General features: G+C 68.5%; 15 protein-coding genes. 9 read left to right on the forward strand and 6 right to left on the reverse strand.

Annotated elements, in window-relative coordinates:
- The first annotated feature begins 68 nt into the window (after positions 1 to 68).
- Positions 69 to 623: a TIGR03086 family metal-binding protein gene (locus NK1_RS07950; protein WP_063007932.1), complete on the forward strand. Its 555-nt coding sequence runs from the start codon at positions 69 to 71 to the stop codon at positions 621 to 623.
- 10 nt (positions 624 to 633) lie between these two features.
- Here NK1_RS07950 and NK1_RS07955 read toward each other — a convergent pair whose 3' ends face one another.
- Together NK1_RS07955 and NK1_RS07960 are read right to left on the reverse strand one after the other, a co-directional pair.
- Positions 634 to 1,440, reverse strand: coding sequence for an SAM-dependent methyltransferase (locus NK1_RS07955; RefSeq protein ID WP_063007877.1), 807 nt, complete (start codon positions 1,438 to 1,440; stop codon positions 634 to 636).
- A gap of 176 nt (positions 1,441 to 1,616) precedes the next feature.
- Positions 1,617 to 2,486, reverse strand: coding sequence for an NmrA family NAD(P)-binding protein (locus NK1_RS07960; protein ID WP_063007878.1), 870 nt, complete (start codon positions 2,484 to 2,486; stop codon positions 1,617 to 1,619).
- 72 nt (positions 2,487 to 2,558) lie between these two features.
- On the opposite strand from NK1_RS07960, the gene NK1_RS07965 reads away from it, so the two are divergent.
- Positions 2,559 to 3,173 (forward strand): TetR/AcrR family transcriptional regulator, encoded by a 615-nt coding sequence (locus NK1_RS07965; RefSeq protein ID WP_063007879.1) that lies wholly within the window; start codon positions 2,559 to 2,561, stop codon positions 3,171 to 3,173.
- A gap of 47 nt (positions 3,174 to 3,220) precedes the next feature.
- Positions 3,221 to 4,018, forward strand: coding sequence for a maleylpyruvate isomerase family mycothiol-dependent enzyme (locus tag NK1_RS07970; protein WP_063007880.1), 798 nt, complete (start codon positions 3,221 to 3,223; stop codon positions 4,016 to 4,018).
- A gap of 51 nt (positions 4,019 to 4,069) precedes the next feature.
- Here the strand turns inward: NK1_RS07970 and NK1_RS34270 are convergent, their stop codons facing one another.
- A complete protein-coding gene (locus tag NK1_RS34270) occupies positions 4,070 to 4,228 on the reverse strand; it encodes a hypothetical protein (protein WP_157104132.1) in 159 nt (52 codons plus the stop codon).
- 225 nt (positions 4,229 to 4,453) lie between these two features.
- On the opposite strand from NK1_RS34270, the gene NK1_RS07975 reads away from it, so the two are divergent.
- From NK1_RS07975 to NK1_RS08000, 6 genes are all read left to right on the forward strand, one after another.
- A complete protein-coding gene (locus NK1_RS07975; RefSeq protein ID WP_030518242.1) occupies positions 4,454 to 5,656 on the forward strand; it encodes an argininosuccinate synthase in 1,203 nt (400 codons plus the stop codon).
- A 204-nt stretch (positions 5,657 to 5,860) separates the two neighbouring features.
- Positions 5,861 to 6,853, forward strand: coding sequence for a class I SAM-dependent methyltransferase (locus tag NK1_RS07980; protein WP_063007881.1), 993 nt, complete (start codon positions 5,861 to 5,863; stop codon positions 6,851 to 6,853).
- The gene (argH, locus tag NK1_RS07985) at positions 6,850 to 8,265 is read left to right on the forward strand and encodes an argininosuccinate lyase (protein WP_063007882.1); all 1,416 of its coding nucleotides are present in this window, start codon (positions 6,850 to 6,852) and stop codon (positions 8,263 to 8,265) included. The genes NK1_RS07980 and argH overlap by 4 nt, the downstream gene beginning before the upstream one ends.
- A gap of 64 nt (positions 8,266 to 8,329) precedes the next feature.
- Positions 8,330 to 8,653, forward strand: coding sequence for a DMT family transporter (locus NK1_RS07990; RefSeq protein WP_036500715.1), 324 nt, complete (start codon positions 8,330 to 8,332; stop codon positions 8,651 to 8,653).
- 213 nt (positions 8,654 to 8,866) lie between these two features.
- Positions 8,867 to 9,349: an RrF2 family transcriptional regulator gene (locus NK1_RS07995; protein WP_063007883.1), complete on the forward strand. Its 483-nt coding sequence runs from the start codon at positions 8,867 to 8,869 to the stop codon at positions 9,347 to 9,349.
- Positions 9,350 to 9,566: 217 nt separating this feature from the next.
- A complete protein-coding gene (locus NK1_RS08000; protein ID WP_063007884.1) occupies positions 9,567 to 10,802 on the forward strand; it encodes a globin domain-containing protein in 1,236 nt (411 codons plus the stop codon).
- Between the two features lie 6 nt (positions 10,803 to 10,808).
- Here the strand turns inward: NK1_RS08000 and idi are convergent, their stop codons facing one another.
- Genes idi through NK1_RS08015 form a run of 3 tightly spaced genes read right to left on the reverse strand, consistent with a single transcriptional unit; the run spans position 10,809 to position 13,601 of the window.
- Entirely contained in the window at positions 10,809 to 11,372 is a 564-nt protein-coding gene (gene idi, locus NK1_RS08005; protein ID WP_245660389.1) for an isopentenyl-diphosphate Delta-isomerase, read from the reverse strand.
- Positions 11,369 to 12,241: a geranyl diphosphate 2-C-methyltransferase gene (locus tag NK1_RS08010; protein ID WP_063007885.1), complete on the reverse strand. Its 873-nt coding sequence runs from the start codon at positions 12,239 to 12,241 to the stop codon at positions 11,369 to 11,371. The genes idi and NK1_RS08010 overlap by 4 nt, the downstream gene beginning before the upstream one ends.
- A 52-nt stretch (positions 12,242 to 12,293) precedes the next feature.
- A complete protein-coding gene (locus NK1_RS08015; RefSeq protein ID WP_063007886.1) occupies positions 12,294 to 13,601 on the reverse strand; it encodes a family 2 encapsulin nanocompartment cargo protein terpene cyclase in 1,308 nt (435 codons plus the stop codon).
- Between the last annotated feature and the right edge of the window lie 3 nt (positions 13,602 to 13,604).

Consider the following 13,604-nt stretch of genomic DNA (forward strand, 5'->3'; position numbering starts at 1 on the left):
ATAGCGTCCGATCGTTCGCTATAGTAATTTGGCGAACGCTCGTACGCTAAATGATGAAAGGTGTTGTCATGAGCGAACTTCTGCGGATGGACGCGATGGCTCTGGCTCTGATCGGCCACGACGTGGTCACACTCGACGATGCGGATCTCACCGCGCCGACGCCGTGCGCGGGGTGGAATGTCGCCGACCTGATCGCCCATATGAACGAGCGGCACGAGGCGGTCAATGTCTCCGTGCTCGGGACCTCGATCGACGGCGTGGACGATCCGCGTGAGGTGTTCGCGCAGATCACCGCCCGGTGGATCGCCGCGATGGAACGTTGCGGCGAGGTGGTCGTGTTGCCGCGGTCCGGCCCGCTGCCCATCGAACACGTGCTCGGCGTCCATCTGGTGGACATGCTCACCCACCGCTGGGATCTCACCCGGGCCCTGCACCGTCCCTGCCCGGTGCCGGCGCGACTGCTGACCGTGGCCCTGCCCATCGCGCGCTCGATCACCGCGCCCGGCAGTCCGCTCAACGGCCCGGGCGGCGCCTATCGCCCCCGGCTGGCCGAGGACGAATCCCGCCCGCCGCTGGACAATATCGTCGCCCTCCTGGGCCGTGATCCGGACTGGCGCGGATGAGCGTGCGGCACTACGGCTTTCGGGCGACCGCGCCCCAGCAGTTGACCTGCTTGTCGAGCCAGGACGGGGGTTCGATGCCGGGGCGCCAGCGGTTGACGGCGACCACGCCCGGATCGAGCAGTTCGAGACCGTCGAAGAAGGCGGCGAATTCGTCGCGGGTGCGGGCCTGCGCGTAGACGGCGCTGCGGCGATACATCTCGAGCGCCCGGTCCATCCCCTCCGGATCCAGATCGGCGGTGATGTGTGACGCGATGACGAACGAGCCGGGCGCGAGATTGTCGAGCAGGGTCTTCAGCACGCCGGCCGGATTCTGTTCGGCGGACAGGAAATGCAGCACCGCGACCAGACTCAACGCCACCGGACTGGCCAGATCGAGGGTCTCGTGCAATTCCGGGGCGGACAGGATCGCCTCGGGATCGGTGAGGTCGGCCTGAATGAAGGTGGTGCGGCCCTCGGGCGATCCCGCGAGCAGGGCGCGCGCGTGAGCCAGCACCACCGGGTCGTGGTCGACGTACACCACGCGGGCCTCCGGCGCCCGCTCCTGTGCCACTTGATGCAGATTGGGTTCGGTCGGAATTCCCGTGCCGATGTCGAGGAACTGTTTCACTCCGGCGTCGGCGAGGACGCCGACCGCGCGATGCATGAACTGCCGGTTGTGCCGGGCCGCGATCCGTACCGTCGGAAAGCCCTCCATGACCTGCTCGAGGGCGCGGCGGTCGACTTCGTAGTTGTCCTTGCCGCCCAATGCGTAGTCGTAGATGCGGGCACTGCTGGGCGCCTCGGCATCGGAGGTCGCACTGGTGTCGGATGCGGTCATCACAGTCCTGTCGGCGCGGGATCGTCTCGATCGGATGGTATTCGAAACCAAGCGCTCGTGCACGGATTCCGTGCCGACCGGAACGTGTTGGCGATCAATGGGTTTGGCGGATCCGGAGACGCCGGCAGTTCGCCGATTCCGCCGGCATTCCCGACCTGCGGCCCGAATCGGACGAATCAGCCGGCGACCGCCGGGGCGAGCACCTCCTCGCACCACTGCCGGAAACCGGTGGGGGAGTAGGACTCCGATGTGCGCGGCGTGTCGTAGAGCCCGTCCTCGACCGCGGCCGACATATCCACCAGGCCCTGCGCCCAGGCCGGGCTCATCCCGTGTGCCGTCAGCGATGCCGCGTAGTCGGCCGCCGGGACCTGCTGGTAGCCGATCGTGCGGCCGAGCACCTCGGACATGATGCGCGCCATCTCGTTGTGCGACAGATCTTCCGGGCCGCGGATCTCCACGCTGTCCTGTCCGGTCCAGGACTCGTCGAGCAGCAGTCGCGCCGCGACGGCCGCGATATCCCGGGTGGCGCACGTGGGTGCGCGCAGATCGCCGGAGATGGTGCCGAAGAAGGTGCCGAGGTTCCGGATCGGATCGATCTGCCGGAGCATATTGTCCATGAATCCGGGCGGGCACAGCGACCGATAATGCACCCCGCTGCTCTCGATCAGCGCGTCCATGGCGAAGATCGCCGAAATCTGGCCCGCCTTACGGCCGTTGGCCCGGCCGAGGCTCGATACGGCGACGATCCGGCCGACGCTGTCGAGCGCCTCGCACAGCGGCGTCACGAATTCCAGGACGTGCCCGGGCACGCTGGGCGCGGCCGGATTCGGCGGAACCAGCCAGAAGACGGTATCGGCGCCCTTCAGCGCGGCGGCGACGACCTCGCGATCGGAGGTCGAACCCTGCACCACCTCGACCCGCTCGCGGATGTGCGGGGCCAGGCGCGCCGGGTCGCGGGCGATCACCCGGATGGGCTGGTCGCTGCCGGCGACGAGATCGAGGACCTGGTGGCCGATACTGCCTGTGGGTGTGGTGACGACGATCATGAGCTACTCCTGAACGAGTGCGGCGTAAGTAAACTACACCGTACCGTTTACTTTGACGGAAGGGAAGACCGCATGGCGAGGCGTGGCGATCGACTGCACGAACACATCCTGTGGACGGCCAAGAACGTCTTCCTCGAGGTCGGGTTCGAGCGGACGTCGATGGATGTACTGGCCGCGCGCGCCGAAACGTCGAAGCGAACCCTGTACGCGCACTTCGAGAACAAGGACGCGCTGTTCCTCGCCGTCGTCGACTTCGTGCGGGGTCTGCATCTGAACCGGCTGGGGACTCCCGAGGACTACGGTGACGACCGTCTGGACGCGGTGACCCGATATTGCGTCGGATTCCTGTGGTCGGTGGTGTGGGTCCAGTCGGTGCGGACCTGCCGGCTGGTGATCGCCGAGGCGGAGCGGGTGCCGGCTGCCGCCGCCGACTTCTACGACGCCATCTTCGCGACCACGCGGCGCAACCTCACCGCATTCGTCGCGGCGCAGTGGCAGTGGCCCGAATCCGACGCGCTGGCCGCGGTGGACGACATCTTTTCTCGCGCAATCCATCCGCGTTTCACCGCCGTCCTGTTCGGCATCGAGGAAGCATCGGGCGAGTGGCCCGAACGGCGGCCGGGTCCCGCCGATCCCGATTACGAGCGGATTCGCCGGATCGTCACCGGCGTTCTCGGCGAGGCCTGACGCGTCGAGAACGCGAACCTGTCGGTGCCCGTTCCTAGGGTGTGCGCATGGCGCTGACCTTCGAGCGATATTGCGATGAGATCGTGGCCCAGACCGAGTTGCTGCGTGCCGCGCTCGCGGACGCCGACACCGCGGTTCCCGTACCGAGTTGCCCGGGCTGGACCGTGGGGCAGCTGGGGCGTCACCTCGGCGGTGCGCAGCGGTGGGCGCGGGCGGCGGTCGCCGCGCGGGTGCGAGAACCGTTGCCGGAGGACGACTTCGCGTTCCGGGATCTGTCCGGATATCTGGACGAGGACCCCGAGGAACTTCGCGGCTGGCTCGCCGAGGGCGCCGCGGATCTGTCCGCCGAACTTCGCCGGGCCGGGCCCGGCCTCGAGCTCTGGACTCCGGTGCCGGTCGTGCCGACCACCGACTTCTACGCTCGCCGTTTCACCCACGAAACGCTGATCCATCGGGCGGACGCCACGCTCGCCCTCGGTGGGGACTATCACGCCGCGCTGGATGTGGCCGCGGACGCCATCGACGAATGGCTGGAACTGGCCTCGCTGCCGGTGATGTTCGACTACAAACCCGAATCCCGGGAACTGCTCGGCCCCGGCCGCACCCTGCACTTCCATGCCACCGACACGCCCGAGGACCTCCATGCCGAATGGATCGTCGATCTCACCGGTGACGCCATCGGCTGGCGGCGGGCTCACGAGCGCGCCGCGGTCGCGGTTCGAGGACCCCTCACCGAACTCCTGCTGGTGATCTACCGTCGCCGGGCGGTCGAGAACGCCGAGATCGAGATTCTGGGCGATCGGGGACTGTTCGACTTCTGGCTCGAGCGGGTCAGCTTCGGATGAGTGCCGGGCTCGCACCACTCGGAACGCGAGCGCGGCACCACGTCCTCCGGCTCAGGCCAGTGGGTACTGTCCGGGCGGGTAGCTCCCGCCGAGGCCGCCGCCCGGCGTGCCCGCGCCGATCAGGTCGGTGATGAGGGTGATCACCGATTGGCCGATTGCCAGCACATCGGATCCGATCGTGCCGAAATAACCCGCAAACGTGGAGAGCATGGGTCCGCCTTTCCCGGGGCATCCGAGGCCGTTCGCTATCAGGGTGACATATCGGTGATACCCGGTTTCGGCAATGCCCACCCCCGGTTATGAATGGGATTGCATCATCATGCATAATCATTTGCAGTTGATGTGAGCCGTCCGAGGGCGGGTAGCGGCGGCACATCGCACCGGTGACATCGCGCACCCACCTACGCATACGCACGAACCTGAGGAGCATCAGATATGGCCGATCGCGTCGTACTCGCCTATTCCGGCGGGTTGGACACCTCCGTTGCCATCAGCTGGATCGGCAAGGAGACCGGGGCCGAGGTGGTCGCCGTCGCGATCGATCTGGGCCAGGGCGGCGAGGATATGAACGTGGTGCGCCAGCGCGCACTGGACTGCGGCGCGGTCGAGGCCATCGTGGTCGACGCCCGCGACGAATTCGCCGACGAGTACTGCCTGCCGACCGTGCAGGCCAATGCCCTCTACATGGGCCGCTACCCGCTGGTGTCCGCGATCAGCCGCCCGCTGATCGTCAAGCACCTGGTCGAGGCCGCCGAATATCACGGCGCCACCACCGTCGCCCACGGCTGCACCGGTAAGGGCAACGACCAGGTCCGCTTCGAGGTCGGCATCGGCGCGCTCGCGCCCGATCTGAACGTCATCGCCCCGGTGCGCGACTACGCGTGGACCCGCGAGAAGGCCATCGCCTTCGCTGAGGAGAACGCGCTGCCGATCACGGTGAGCAAGAAGTCGCCGTTCTCGATCGACCAGAACCTGTGGGGCCGCGCGGTCGAGACCGGCTTCCTCGAGGATCTGTGGAACGCGCCGACCAAGGATGTCTACGACTACACCGTCGACCCGACCGTCAACTTCGAGGCGCCCGACGAACTGATCGTCACCTTCGACAAGGGTGTGCCGATCGCGATCGACGGCCGCCCGGTCAGCGTGCTCGAGGCCATCACCGAACTCAACAAGCGCGCCGGTCGCCAGGGCGTGGGCCGCCTCGACATGGTCGAGGACCGCCTCGTCGGCATCAAGAGCCGCGAGATCTACGAGGCGCCGGGCGCGATCGCGCTGATCACCGCGCACCAGGAACTCGAGGCCGTCACCGTCGAGCGCGAACTCGGCCGCTACAAGCGCCAGGTCGAGCAGCGCTGGGGCGAGCTGGTCTACGACGGCCTGTGGTTCTCCCCGCTCAAGCGGGCCCTGGACGCCTTCGTGCGCGACACCCAGCAGCACGTCTCCGGTGAGGTGCGGATGGTGCTGCACGGCGGCAACGTCGTCGTCAACGGCCGCCGCAGCGAGGAGTCGCTCTACGACTTCAACCTGGCCACCTACGACGAGGGCGACAGCTTCGACCAGTCGCTGGCCAAGGGCTTCGTCCAGATCCACGGCCTGTCCTCCAAGGTCGCCGCGCGCCGGGACCTGTCCAAGAAGTAGGCAGCGGAGAGCCCGGCCGGACATGCCGACCGGGCTCGCCTCCCGATGCCCGGCGGGATCGCGCAGCCGAGCCGAACATGACCGGTCAGGGCGCGAATGGGTTCCCAGGGACGCGGAGTAACCTGCGACCGGGCCGGTCGCGGAACCTCGTGCCGGTCTCGATGCGGATTCCGAGCGAAGCAGGCCGAACCGGAGGAGATATCCGTGCGCAGTGACGACGACAGCTGGGATATCACCGAGAGCGTCGGCGCGACCGCGATCGGCGTGGCCGCGATGCGCGCCGCCGAGACCCGGCGCCCGGATGCGCTGTTCCGCGACCCCTACGCCGCGCGTCTGGTCGAGGCCGCCGGTTCGGGCTGGAGCCACATCATGCGCGCTCAGATCGCGGCGGCATCGGGTGGTGCCGTTACCGCGGAAAGCGAGGGCACGGCAGACCCCGGCGATAATCGTTCCGGTGCGGACGGCCCCGGCGCAACCGAGGACAGACCCGTCTACAGTTCGCTGGCGGCGATGCTCATCGCTCGCACGGTCTATTTCGACGAGTACTTCGCTGCCGCCTCCGCTGCCGGTATCCGGCAGGTCGTGATTCTCGCCAGCGGACTCGACGCCCGCGCGTACCGGCTCGAATGGCCTTCCGGCACCGTGGTTTTCGAACTCGACCAGCCGAAGGTGCTGGAGTTCAAGAACTCCGTGCTCGCCGACGTGCGACCCGCCGCCGATCGGCGCGCGATCGGCGTGGATCTGCGTCAGGATTGGCCGAAGGAGTTGTGGGACAACGGTTTCGATCCCACCGCGCCGACCGCCTGGCTGGCGGAGGGACTGCTGCGCTACCTGCCCGGCGAGGCGCAGGACCGGCTGTTCGGCGATATCGCGGCGCTCAGCGCGCCCGGTAGCCGGATCGCCCTGAACATCGGGCGCGGCCGGCGCGAGGATTCGCCCGCGCTGCACGCGCTGCGCGAGCGCCGCAAGCGACTGCTCGCCGAGGCCGGGATCACGCTGAACCTCGAAGAACTCTGGTACCCCTGGGAGGGTCGCACCGACCCGCGCGAATGGTTCACCGCGCACGGCTGGGCCGTCACGGCCGGCGATCCGGTCACCCTCCTGACCGGCCACGGCCGTGCGCAGCCCGAGGCCGCACGCACCGAACTGAACCGCCACATCCTGATGACCGCCACACGAGGAGACGAGAACCGATGAGCCAAGCCACCAACGAGGGCGCGCTGTGGGGTGGGCGTTTCGCCTCCGGCCCCGCCGCCGCCATGGCGGCGCTGAGCAAATCGACCCATTTCGACTGGGCGCTGGCGCCCTACGATATTCGCGCGTCCAAGGCCCACGCCCGGGTGCTGCACAAGGCCGGACTGCTGTCGGAGGCCGATCTGGCGGGCATGCTGGACGGGCTCGACCGGCTCGCGGCCGATGTCGCCTCCGGCGCCTTCACCCCGGCCGAATCCGATGAAGACGTGCACGGCGCGCTCGAACGCGGTCTGATCGATCGGGTCGGCCCCGAACTCGGCGGCCGGTTGCGCGCGGGACGTTCGCGCAACGATCAGGTGGCCACCCTGTTCCGCATGTGGTTGCGAGATGCGGTGCGCCGCATCGCCTTCGGCGTGCTCGAGGTCGTCGACGCCCTGGTCGAGCAGGCCGCGGCACATCCGGATGCGGTGATGCCCGGCAAGACCCATCTGCAGGCGGCCCAGCCGGTGCTGCTGGCCCATCAGCTGCTCGCCCACGCGCACCCGCTGCTGCGCGATGTGGACCGGCTGCGCGATTTCGACAAGCGCGCGGCGATCTCGCCCTACGGTTCGGGCGCGCTCGCGGGCTCCTCGCTGGGCCTCGATCCCGAAGCGATCGCCGCCGATCTGGATTTCGATGCCGCCGCGGCCAATTCGATCGATGCGACCTCCGCGCGCGACTTCGCCGCCGAGGCCGCCTTCGTCCTGGCGATGATCGCGGTCGATCTGTCGCGCATGGCGGAGGAGATCATCATCTGGAGCACACCGGAATTCGGTTACATCACCCTCGCCGATGCCTGGTCCACCGGATCGTCGATCATGCCGCAGAAGAAGAACCCGGACGTGTCGGAGCTGACCCGCGGTAAGGCCGGTCGCCTGATCGGCAACCTCACCGGTCTGCTCGCGACGCTCAAGGCGCAACCGCTGGCCTACAACCGGGATCTGCAGGAGGACAAGGAGCCGCTGTTCGATTCGGTGGCACAGCTGGAACTGCTGCTGCCCGCCATCGCCGGTCTGGTCTCCACCCTGACCTTCCACACCGAGCGGATGGCCGAATTGGCGCCCGCTGGATACACCCTGGCCACCGATATCGCGGAATGGCTGGTGCGCCAAGGCGTTCCGTTCCGCGTGGCGCACGAGGCGGCCGGTGCGTGCGTGCGCGCCGCCGAAGCGCGGGGCGTCGGCCTGGACGAGTTGACCGATGCCGAGTTCGCCGCCGTGGATCCGGCCTTGACGCCGCAGGTGCGCGAGGTGCTGACGGTGCAGGGGTCCATCGCCTCCCGTAATTCCCGCGGTGGTACCGCCGGTGTGCGGGTCGCCGAACAGCTGGGCGAGGTCCGCACCACCGCGGCCGAAGCCCGCACCTGGTTGAGCTGATCCAGCGGCCCGTGCGTCCGGACCGTGCGGGCCGTTCAACCTGCGCGCCCGATATCGTGCGCGCATGATGTTCCTCTTTCTCGGATTGGCCATCGTGACCGAGGTGTCGGCGACGGTGTCGCTGAAGCTGTCCGAGGGATTCACCAAGCTGGTGCCCTCGATCGTCGTGGTGGTCGGCTATGTGGCGGCGTTCCTGTTCCTGTCGCAGGCCCTGAAGCGGGGGATGTCGGTGGGCGTCGCCTACGGCGTGTGGTCGGCGATCGGGGTGGCGCTGGTCGCCACGATCGGCGCGCTGTTTCTCGACGAGCCGCTCTCGGCCGTGCAGATCGGCGGCATCGGGCTCCTGATCGCCGGGGTGCTGGCGCTGGAGCTGGGCGGCGCGCACTGACGCGGGTGGCTCAATCCTGGACGCGCACAGCGTATTCCGCGTGCTCGAGCGCGTCGAGAACATCGTCGCGATGTGCCAGACGGTCGCCGCGAATCCGGGAAGCCGGGCGCGGCGGCGGGTGTGAGCCGGCCCGCAAAATCGGCACGAGGCGGGGTAATTGACCCCACACCGCTGAATGCGCTTTCGGAAGGCGGAATTAAGTAGCCTGGGAGAATGCAGTTGTCGCGCTTCACCGATCTGGGGCTGCGGGCGATGATGCGGCTCGCGGTGAGCAGCGGCGCCGAGGAGCGCGTGACCGCGAAGCTGATCGCCCGGCAGGTCAACGCCTCCGAACACTATGTCGCCAAGGCCGTCACCAAACTCTCCGAACTGGGGCTGGTGGCATCGCAGCGGGGCCGCGCCGGCGGCATCTTCCTCACCGACGCCGGCCGCACCGCCACCGTCGGGCAGATCGTGCGCGGCCTCGAAGGCGCGGCGGAGGTGGTCGACTGCGTGGGCGACCATCCCTGTCCGATCGCGGGGGCGTGCCGCCTGCGGCGAATCCTGGCCGAGGCGCAGGAGTCGTTCTATCGCGAACTCGACCGCTATACCCTCAGCGATCTGGTCGATCGGCGGACGCAGCAATTACTGCATCTGTCGGCGTCGCCGGCATTGCCGTTCGGCGGTTTCGCGGCCGATATCCCCGCCGTCTCCTGAGTCTCGTACCTCTTCGTACTACGCTGTGCGCCAACGCCTTCGGTGTCACAGCGCATGTCGGTGTATCGGGACAAAAATGTGGCGCGGACAACATAATCCGCAACCGGAGCCGTAATTGAACACACGGCCTCGGAATTGGATTCGAAACACCGGAAATGGCTACCGTGGAATTCGTCCGGTGATTCACCGGAATTGTTGCTCGAAGAGGAGTTTCACCATGACGACCGCGTCGACATCGGCCCTGGACACCATCGCCGAACTGGAACCACACCACGCCGAGATCGTGCGGGCGACCCTGCCGGTCATCGGGGCGCGGATCGACGACATCACCGCCGAGTTCTATCGCCGCCTCTTCGCCGCACACCCCGATCTGCTGCGCAACATGTTCAATCGCGGCAATCAGGCCCAGGGGGAGCAGCAGCGCGCGCTGGCCGCCTCGATCGCCACATTCGCCACCCACCTCGTCGATCCGGCCCTGCCGCATCCGCGCCAACTGCTGGCCCGCATCGGCCACAAGCACGCCTCGCTCGGGGTGGTGCCCGAGCAGTATCCGGTCGTGCACGAGCATCTGTTCGCGGCGATCGTGCACGTGCTGGGCGAGGCCGTCACTCCCGAGGTGGCCGCCGCCTGGGACCGGGTCTACTGGCTGATGGCCGACACCCTGATGGGATTCGAGAACGAGTTGTACTCCGGCGCGGGAGTCGAACCGGGCGCGGTCTTCCGCGAGGTCCGGGTGGTGCAGCGCATCGAGGATCCCGCCGACACGGTCACCTTCGTCGTGGAATCCGCCGACGCGGACGCGCCGCTGCCCGAATTCGTTCCGGGACAATATGTGTCGGTCGGCGCCGACCTGCCCGACGGCGCTCGCCAGCTGCGTCAGTACAGCCTCGTCAACGCGCCCGGTGCCGGCAGGCTGGCCTTCGCGGTGCGTCGTGTCACCGCCGTCGGTGACCGGCCCGAGGGGGAGGTGTCGTCGTGGTTGCACACCGACGTCGAGGTGGGCGACCGGTTGCAGATCACCCTGCCGTTCGGCGATCTGACCATCGACACCGCCGCGCGGACACCGCTGGTGCTCATCTCGGCCGGCATCGGGGTCACCCCGATGGTCGGAATCCTGGAATATCTCGCGGCCACCGGATCGCCACGCCGGGTGCTGGCGTTGCACGCCGACCGGGCCGAGTCCACACACCCGCTGCGCGGCCGCCAGGCCGATCTGGTCGCGGGTCTGACCGATGCCGAGCTGCACGTCTGGTACGAGGAGCCCAGCGCCGGCGCGCATGCGGGCCTGCTGTCGCTGACCGGCATCGAGCTGCCCGCGGACGCCGAGATCTACCTGTGCGGCGGCACCGGCTTCCTGCAGGCGGCACGGGCCCAGCTGAAGGCCGCCGGTGTGGCCGACGAGCAGGTCCACTTCGAGCTGTTCGCCCCCAACGACTGGTTGCTGGATCTGTGAGCCGGCTCAGCGTCCCGCGCGCGCGGTGGCCAGCACGCCGTGCAGCCACGGCGTGAAATCCGCTGGGGCGGAAGCGATATCGGCGTCGATCCGATCGGGATCCGCCCAGCGCAGTGCGGCTACTTCCGCCGGGTCGGGATGGTCGGGAACGCCGGTGAACTCACCGATCAGGACGTGATCCCATTCGTCCTCGACCCGCCCGGTCGCCGGATCGTCGGCCCGGTAGCGATAGACCCCGACCTCACGCAGATCCGCGCCGATCCGCAGTTCCTCGCCCAGCCGGACAGCGGCGGCCTCGGCGAGGGACTGGCCCGGCCCCGGGTGTCCGCAACAGGTGTTGGACCAGCGCAGCGGGAACCGGGTCTTGACCGCGGCCCGCTGCTGCAACAGCACCCGCCCGTCCGGCCCGAACAGCAGCACCGAGAATGCGCGGTGCAGCCGTCCGGGCGCGGTGTGGGCGTCGGACACCGGGCAGATTCCGGTCGCGCGGCCCTGCTCGTCGACCAGTTCGACGGGCAGGGACTCGCGGTCGACCGTGCTGTCGGTGGAGGTGGTGTGGGTGCCGGTCACCGCCCTACCTTATCGGCGGCTATGACCAGGTACTGGAAACTGCCCTCGCGATAGGACGTGAGGAACGGTTCCTCCACCCCCGTCGCCAGCTCGCACCGGGTACGAAGTTCCCAGTACGGGATGGTCGCGGAGGTCAGATCGGTGACCGCGATCGGGACGAGGCCGTTGGCCGTCATCGCCCGGAAGTACTCGCCGCGCGGATGGATCATGCACCCGTAGTGGGCGTCGATCCAGCTCACCGCGGCCGACCGGCCACCGGTGACGTCGTTGGAGCAGCCGGTGACGCAGACGTAGCGCCCGCCCGGTTCCAGCAACCGGGCGACCTCCGCGAACAGATCCGGCAGGTCGACGTACATATCGGTTTCGTTGGTCCACATGCCGCGCATCGAACCGGCCTCGAATCCGGTGTCGAGCATATTTCGGTAGTGGAACCGGACCCGATCGTCGACGCCCCGCTCGCGGGCCTGATCGTTGGCGAAGCCGACCTGATATTCGGAGATGGTCACCCCGTCGACCCGGCAGCCGAAACGCTCGTGGGCCATGAAGCTGGTGCCGCCGCGGCCGGAGCCGGCATCCAGCAGCCGGTCGCCGGGCCCGATATCGCCGAGGTAGTCGAGCAGCAGATCGGCCTGGGCGGTCTCGAGCCGGTGCAATTCGGCGACGATGCGTTCGCCGCGCGTCTCCTCCGGTCCCTCCAGCACCGACCAGTCGGGCTCACCGATGCCGTAGTGATGGTGGTACAGCCCGTCCACCGCGCCGAGCTCGGTATTGACGCGATCGTCGTTGGGATTGTCGTTCCAGTAGGCGGCGACGGCCCGCTGGTAACTCGTGTGCAGAACACCGTCGGTTGCGGGCTGGAGCACGGTCATCGCAGATCATCCTCTCGATCGGTGGGTACTGCCGGTGGAACCGGAATCGGACTCAGGCGTCGCGGTAGCGGCGGCTGTCGGCGTGCCAGGCGCGATTGCCGCCCAGCCATGCCCACAGTCCGGCGAGGAAGCGGCGTTGCTGCGGTGAACCGGTCGCCGCCAGTGCCGTCGCCTCGGCTTCGAAACGATGGACCAGTTCGTCGTGGATCGCGGCGGTGCGCTGCACGGCCTCGCGGCGGGTGCAGCCCTCCTCGGCGGCCAGTACCGTCGGCAGGTTGAATTCCCTTCCGCCGGAAAGGTCTTCGCGAGCCATCGAGTAGAGGTCGTTGACCATCTGGGCGGCGAGCGCGGCGGTGGTGACCGCGCGCCGCATGCGGGGATCGCAGTAGCCGGCCGCGTCGAGTTCGTAGCCGCCGAGCGCATCGATCGGCGCCATACACGGCAGGAAACTGTGCGGTTGCCGGTTGGTGAGGTATTCCCACACCGGTGGCATCCGGCCCGCCGCGCGCCACCCCGCCTCGGCGCCCAGCGCGATGAACCAGCCGCCGATCTCGGTGCGCAACCGGGTGAGCTGAGCGTCGCTGGAGTACCGCGCCAGATGGTCGAACGAGGTGCGGAAGGCCCGCAGGATGGGGTCGGCCCGCAGCGCTCGCTCCAGCCGTGCCTGGTATGCCACCGGAAGCTGGACGGGATCTATTGCGGCCATGGCCAATTCGAGCCGCGGTCCCAGTTCGGCGGCGGCATCGGACGGGGTGCCGTCGGGGGCGTGGTCGTCGGCGTCCTCCTCGCAGTAGTAGTCGTCCACCGACCACTCCGAGACGGCGGCCTTGGCCGCCGCGAGCAGTCGATCGGCGTCGTCGCAGTCGGGGTGGGCGAGCATGATGAGGCGGCCGAATCCGGCCTTCGCGAGCTCGTCCAGCCGGCCCTCGTAGAGCCCGATATCGGTGGCCCACTGCAGGATTCCCGCATCGACGGCCGACGCGAGCGCGGGATCGTCACGAAGGGGTGGCGGACAGTACAGCGGCGGGATATCCGTTCGAGCGGGCAGCTCCTCGCCCGATCCGCCGGATGCGGTCGGCCCGGCGCTCGATGGCCGTGCACCGGGCGCTGCGGCATCCGTGCTCGGGCGAGGTAACCGAAGCCCCGAGGTGCCCAGGCCCGTGGGACCGAGCAGGCCGGCCGGAACCGCGCCGGTGATCATCGTATGCACCGTCGCGCCGCCCGGCGGAGACATCGGCGCGGAGCCCGGAATCGCCATGCGGGCCGGGGGAGCGTGATCGAAACTGCCGAGCAGGGCCGCGATCATTCCGGCCAGATCGTCACCGGCCGGTGGCGCCGCGGCACGGGAGAGTACCGACATCTG

Source organism: Nocardia kruczakiae NBRC 101016 (assembly GCF_001612965.1).
Classification (GTDB): domain Bacteria; phylum Actinomycetota; class Actinomycetes; order Mycobacteriales; family Mycobacteriaceae; genus Nocardia; species Nocardia kruczakiae.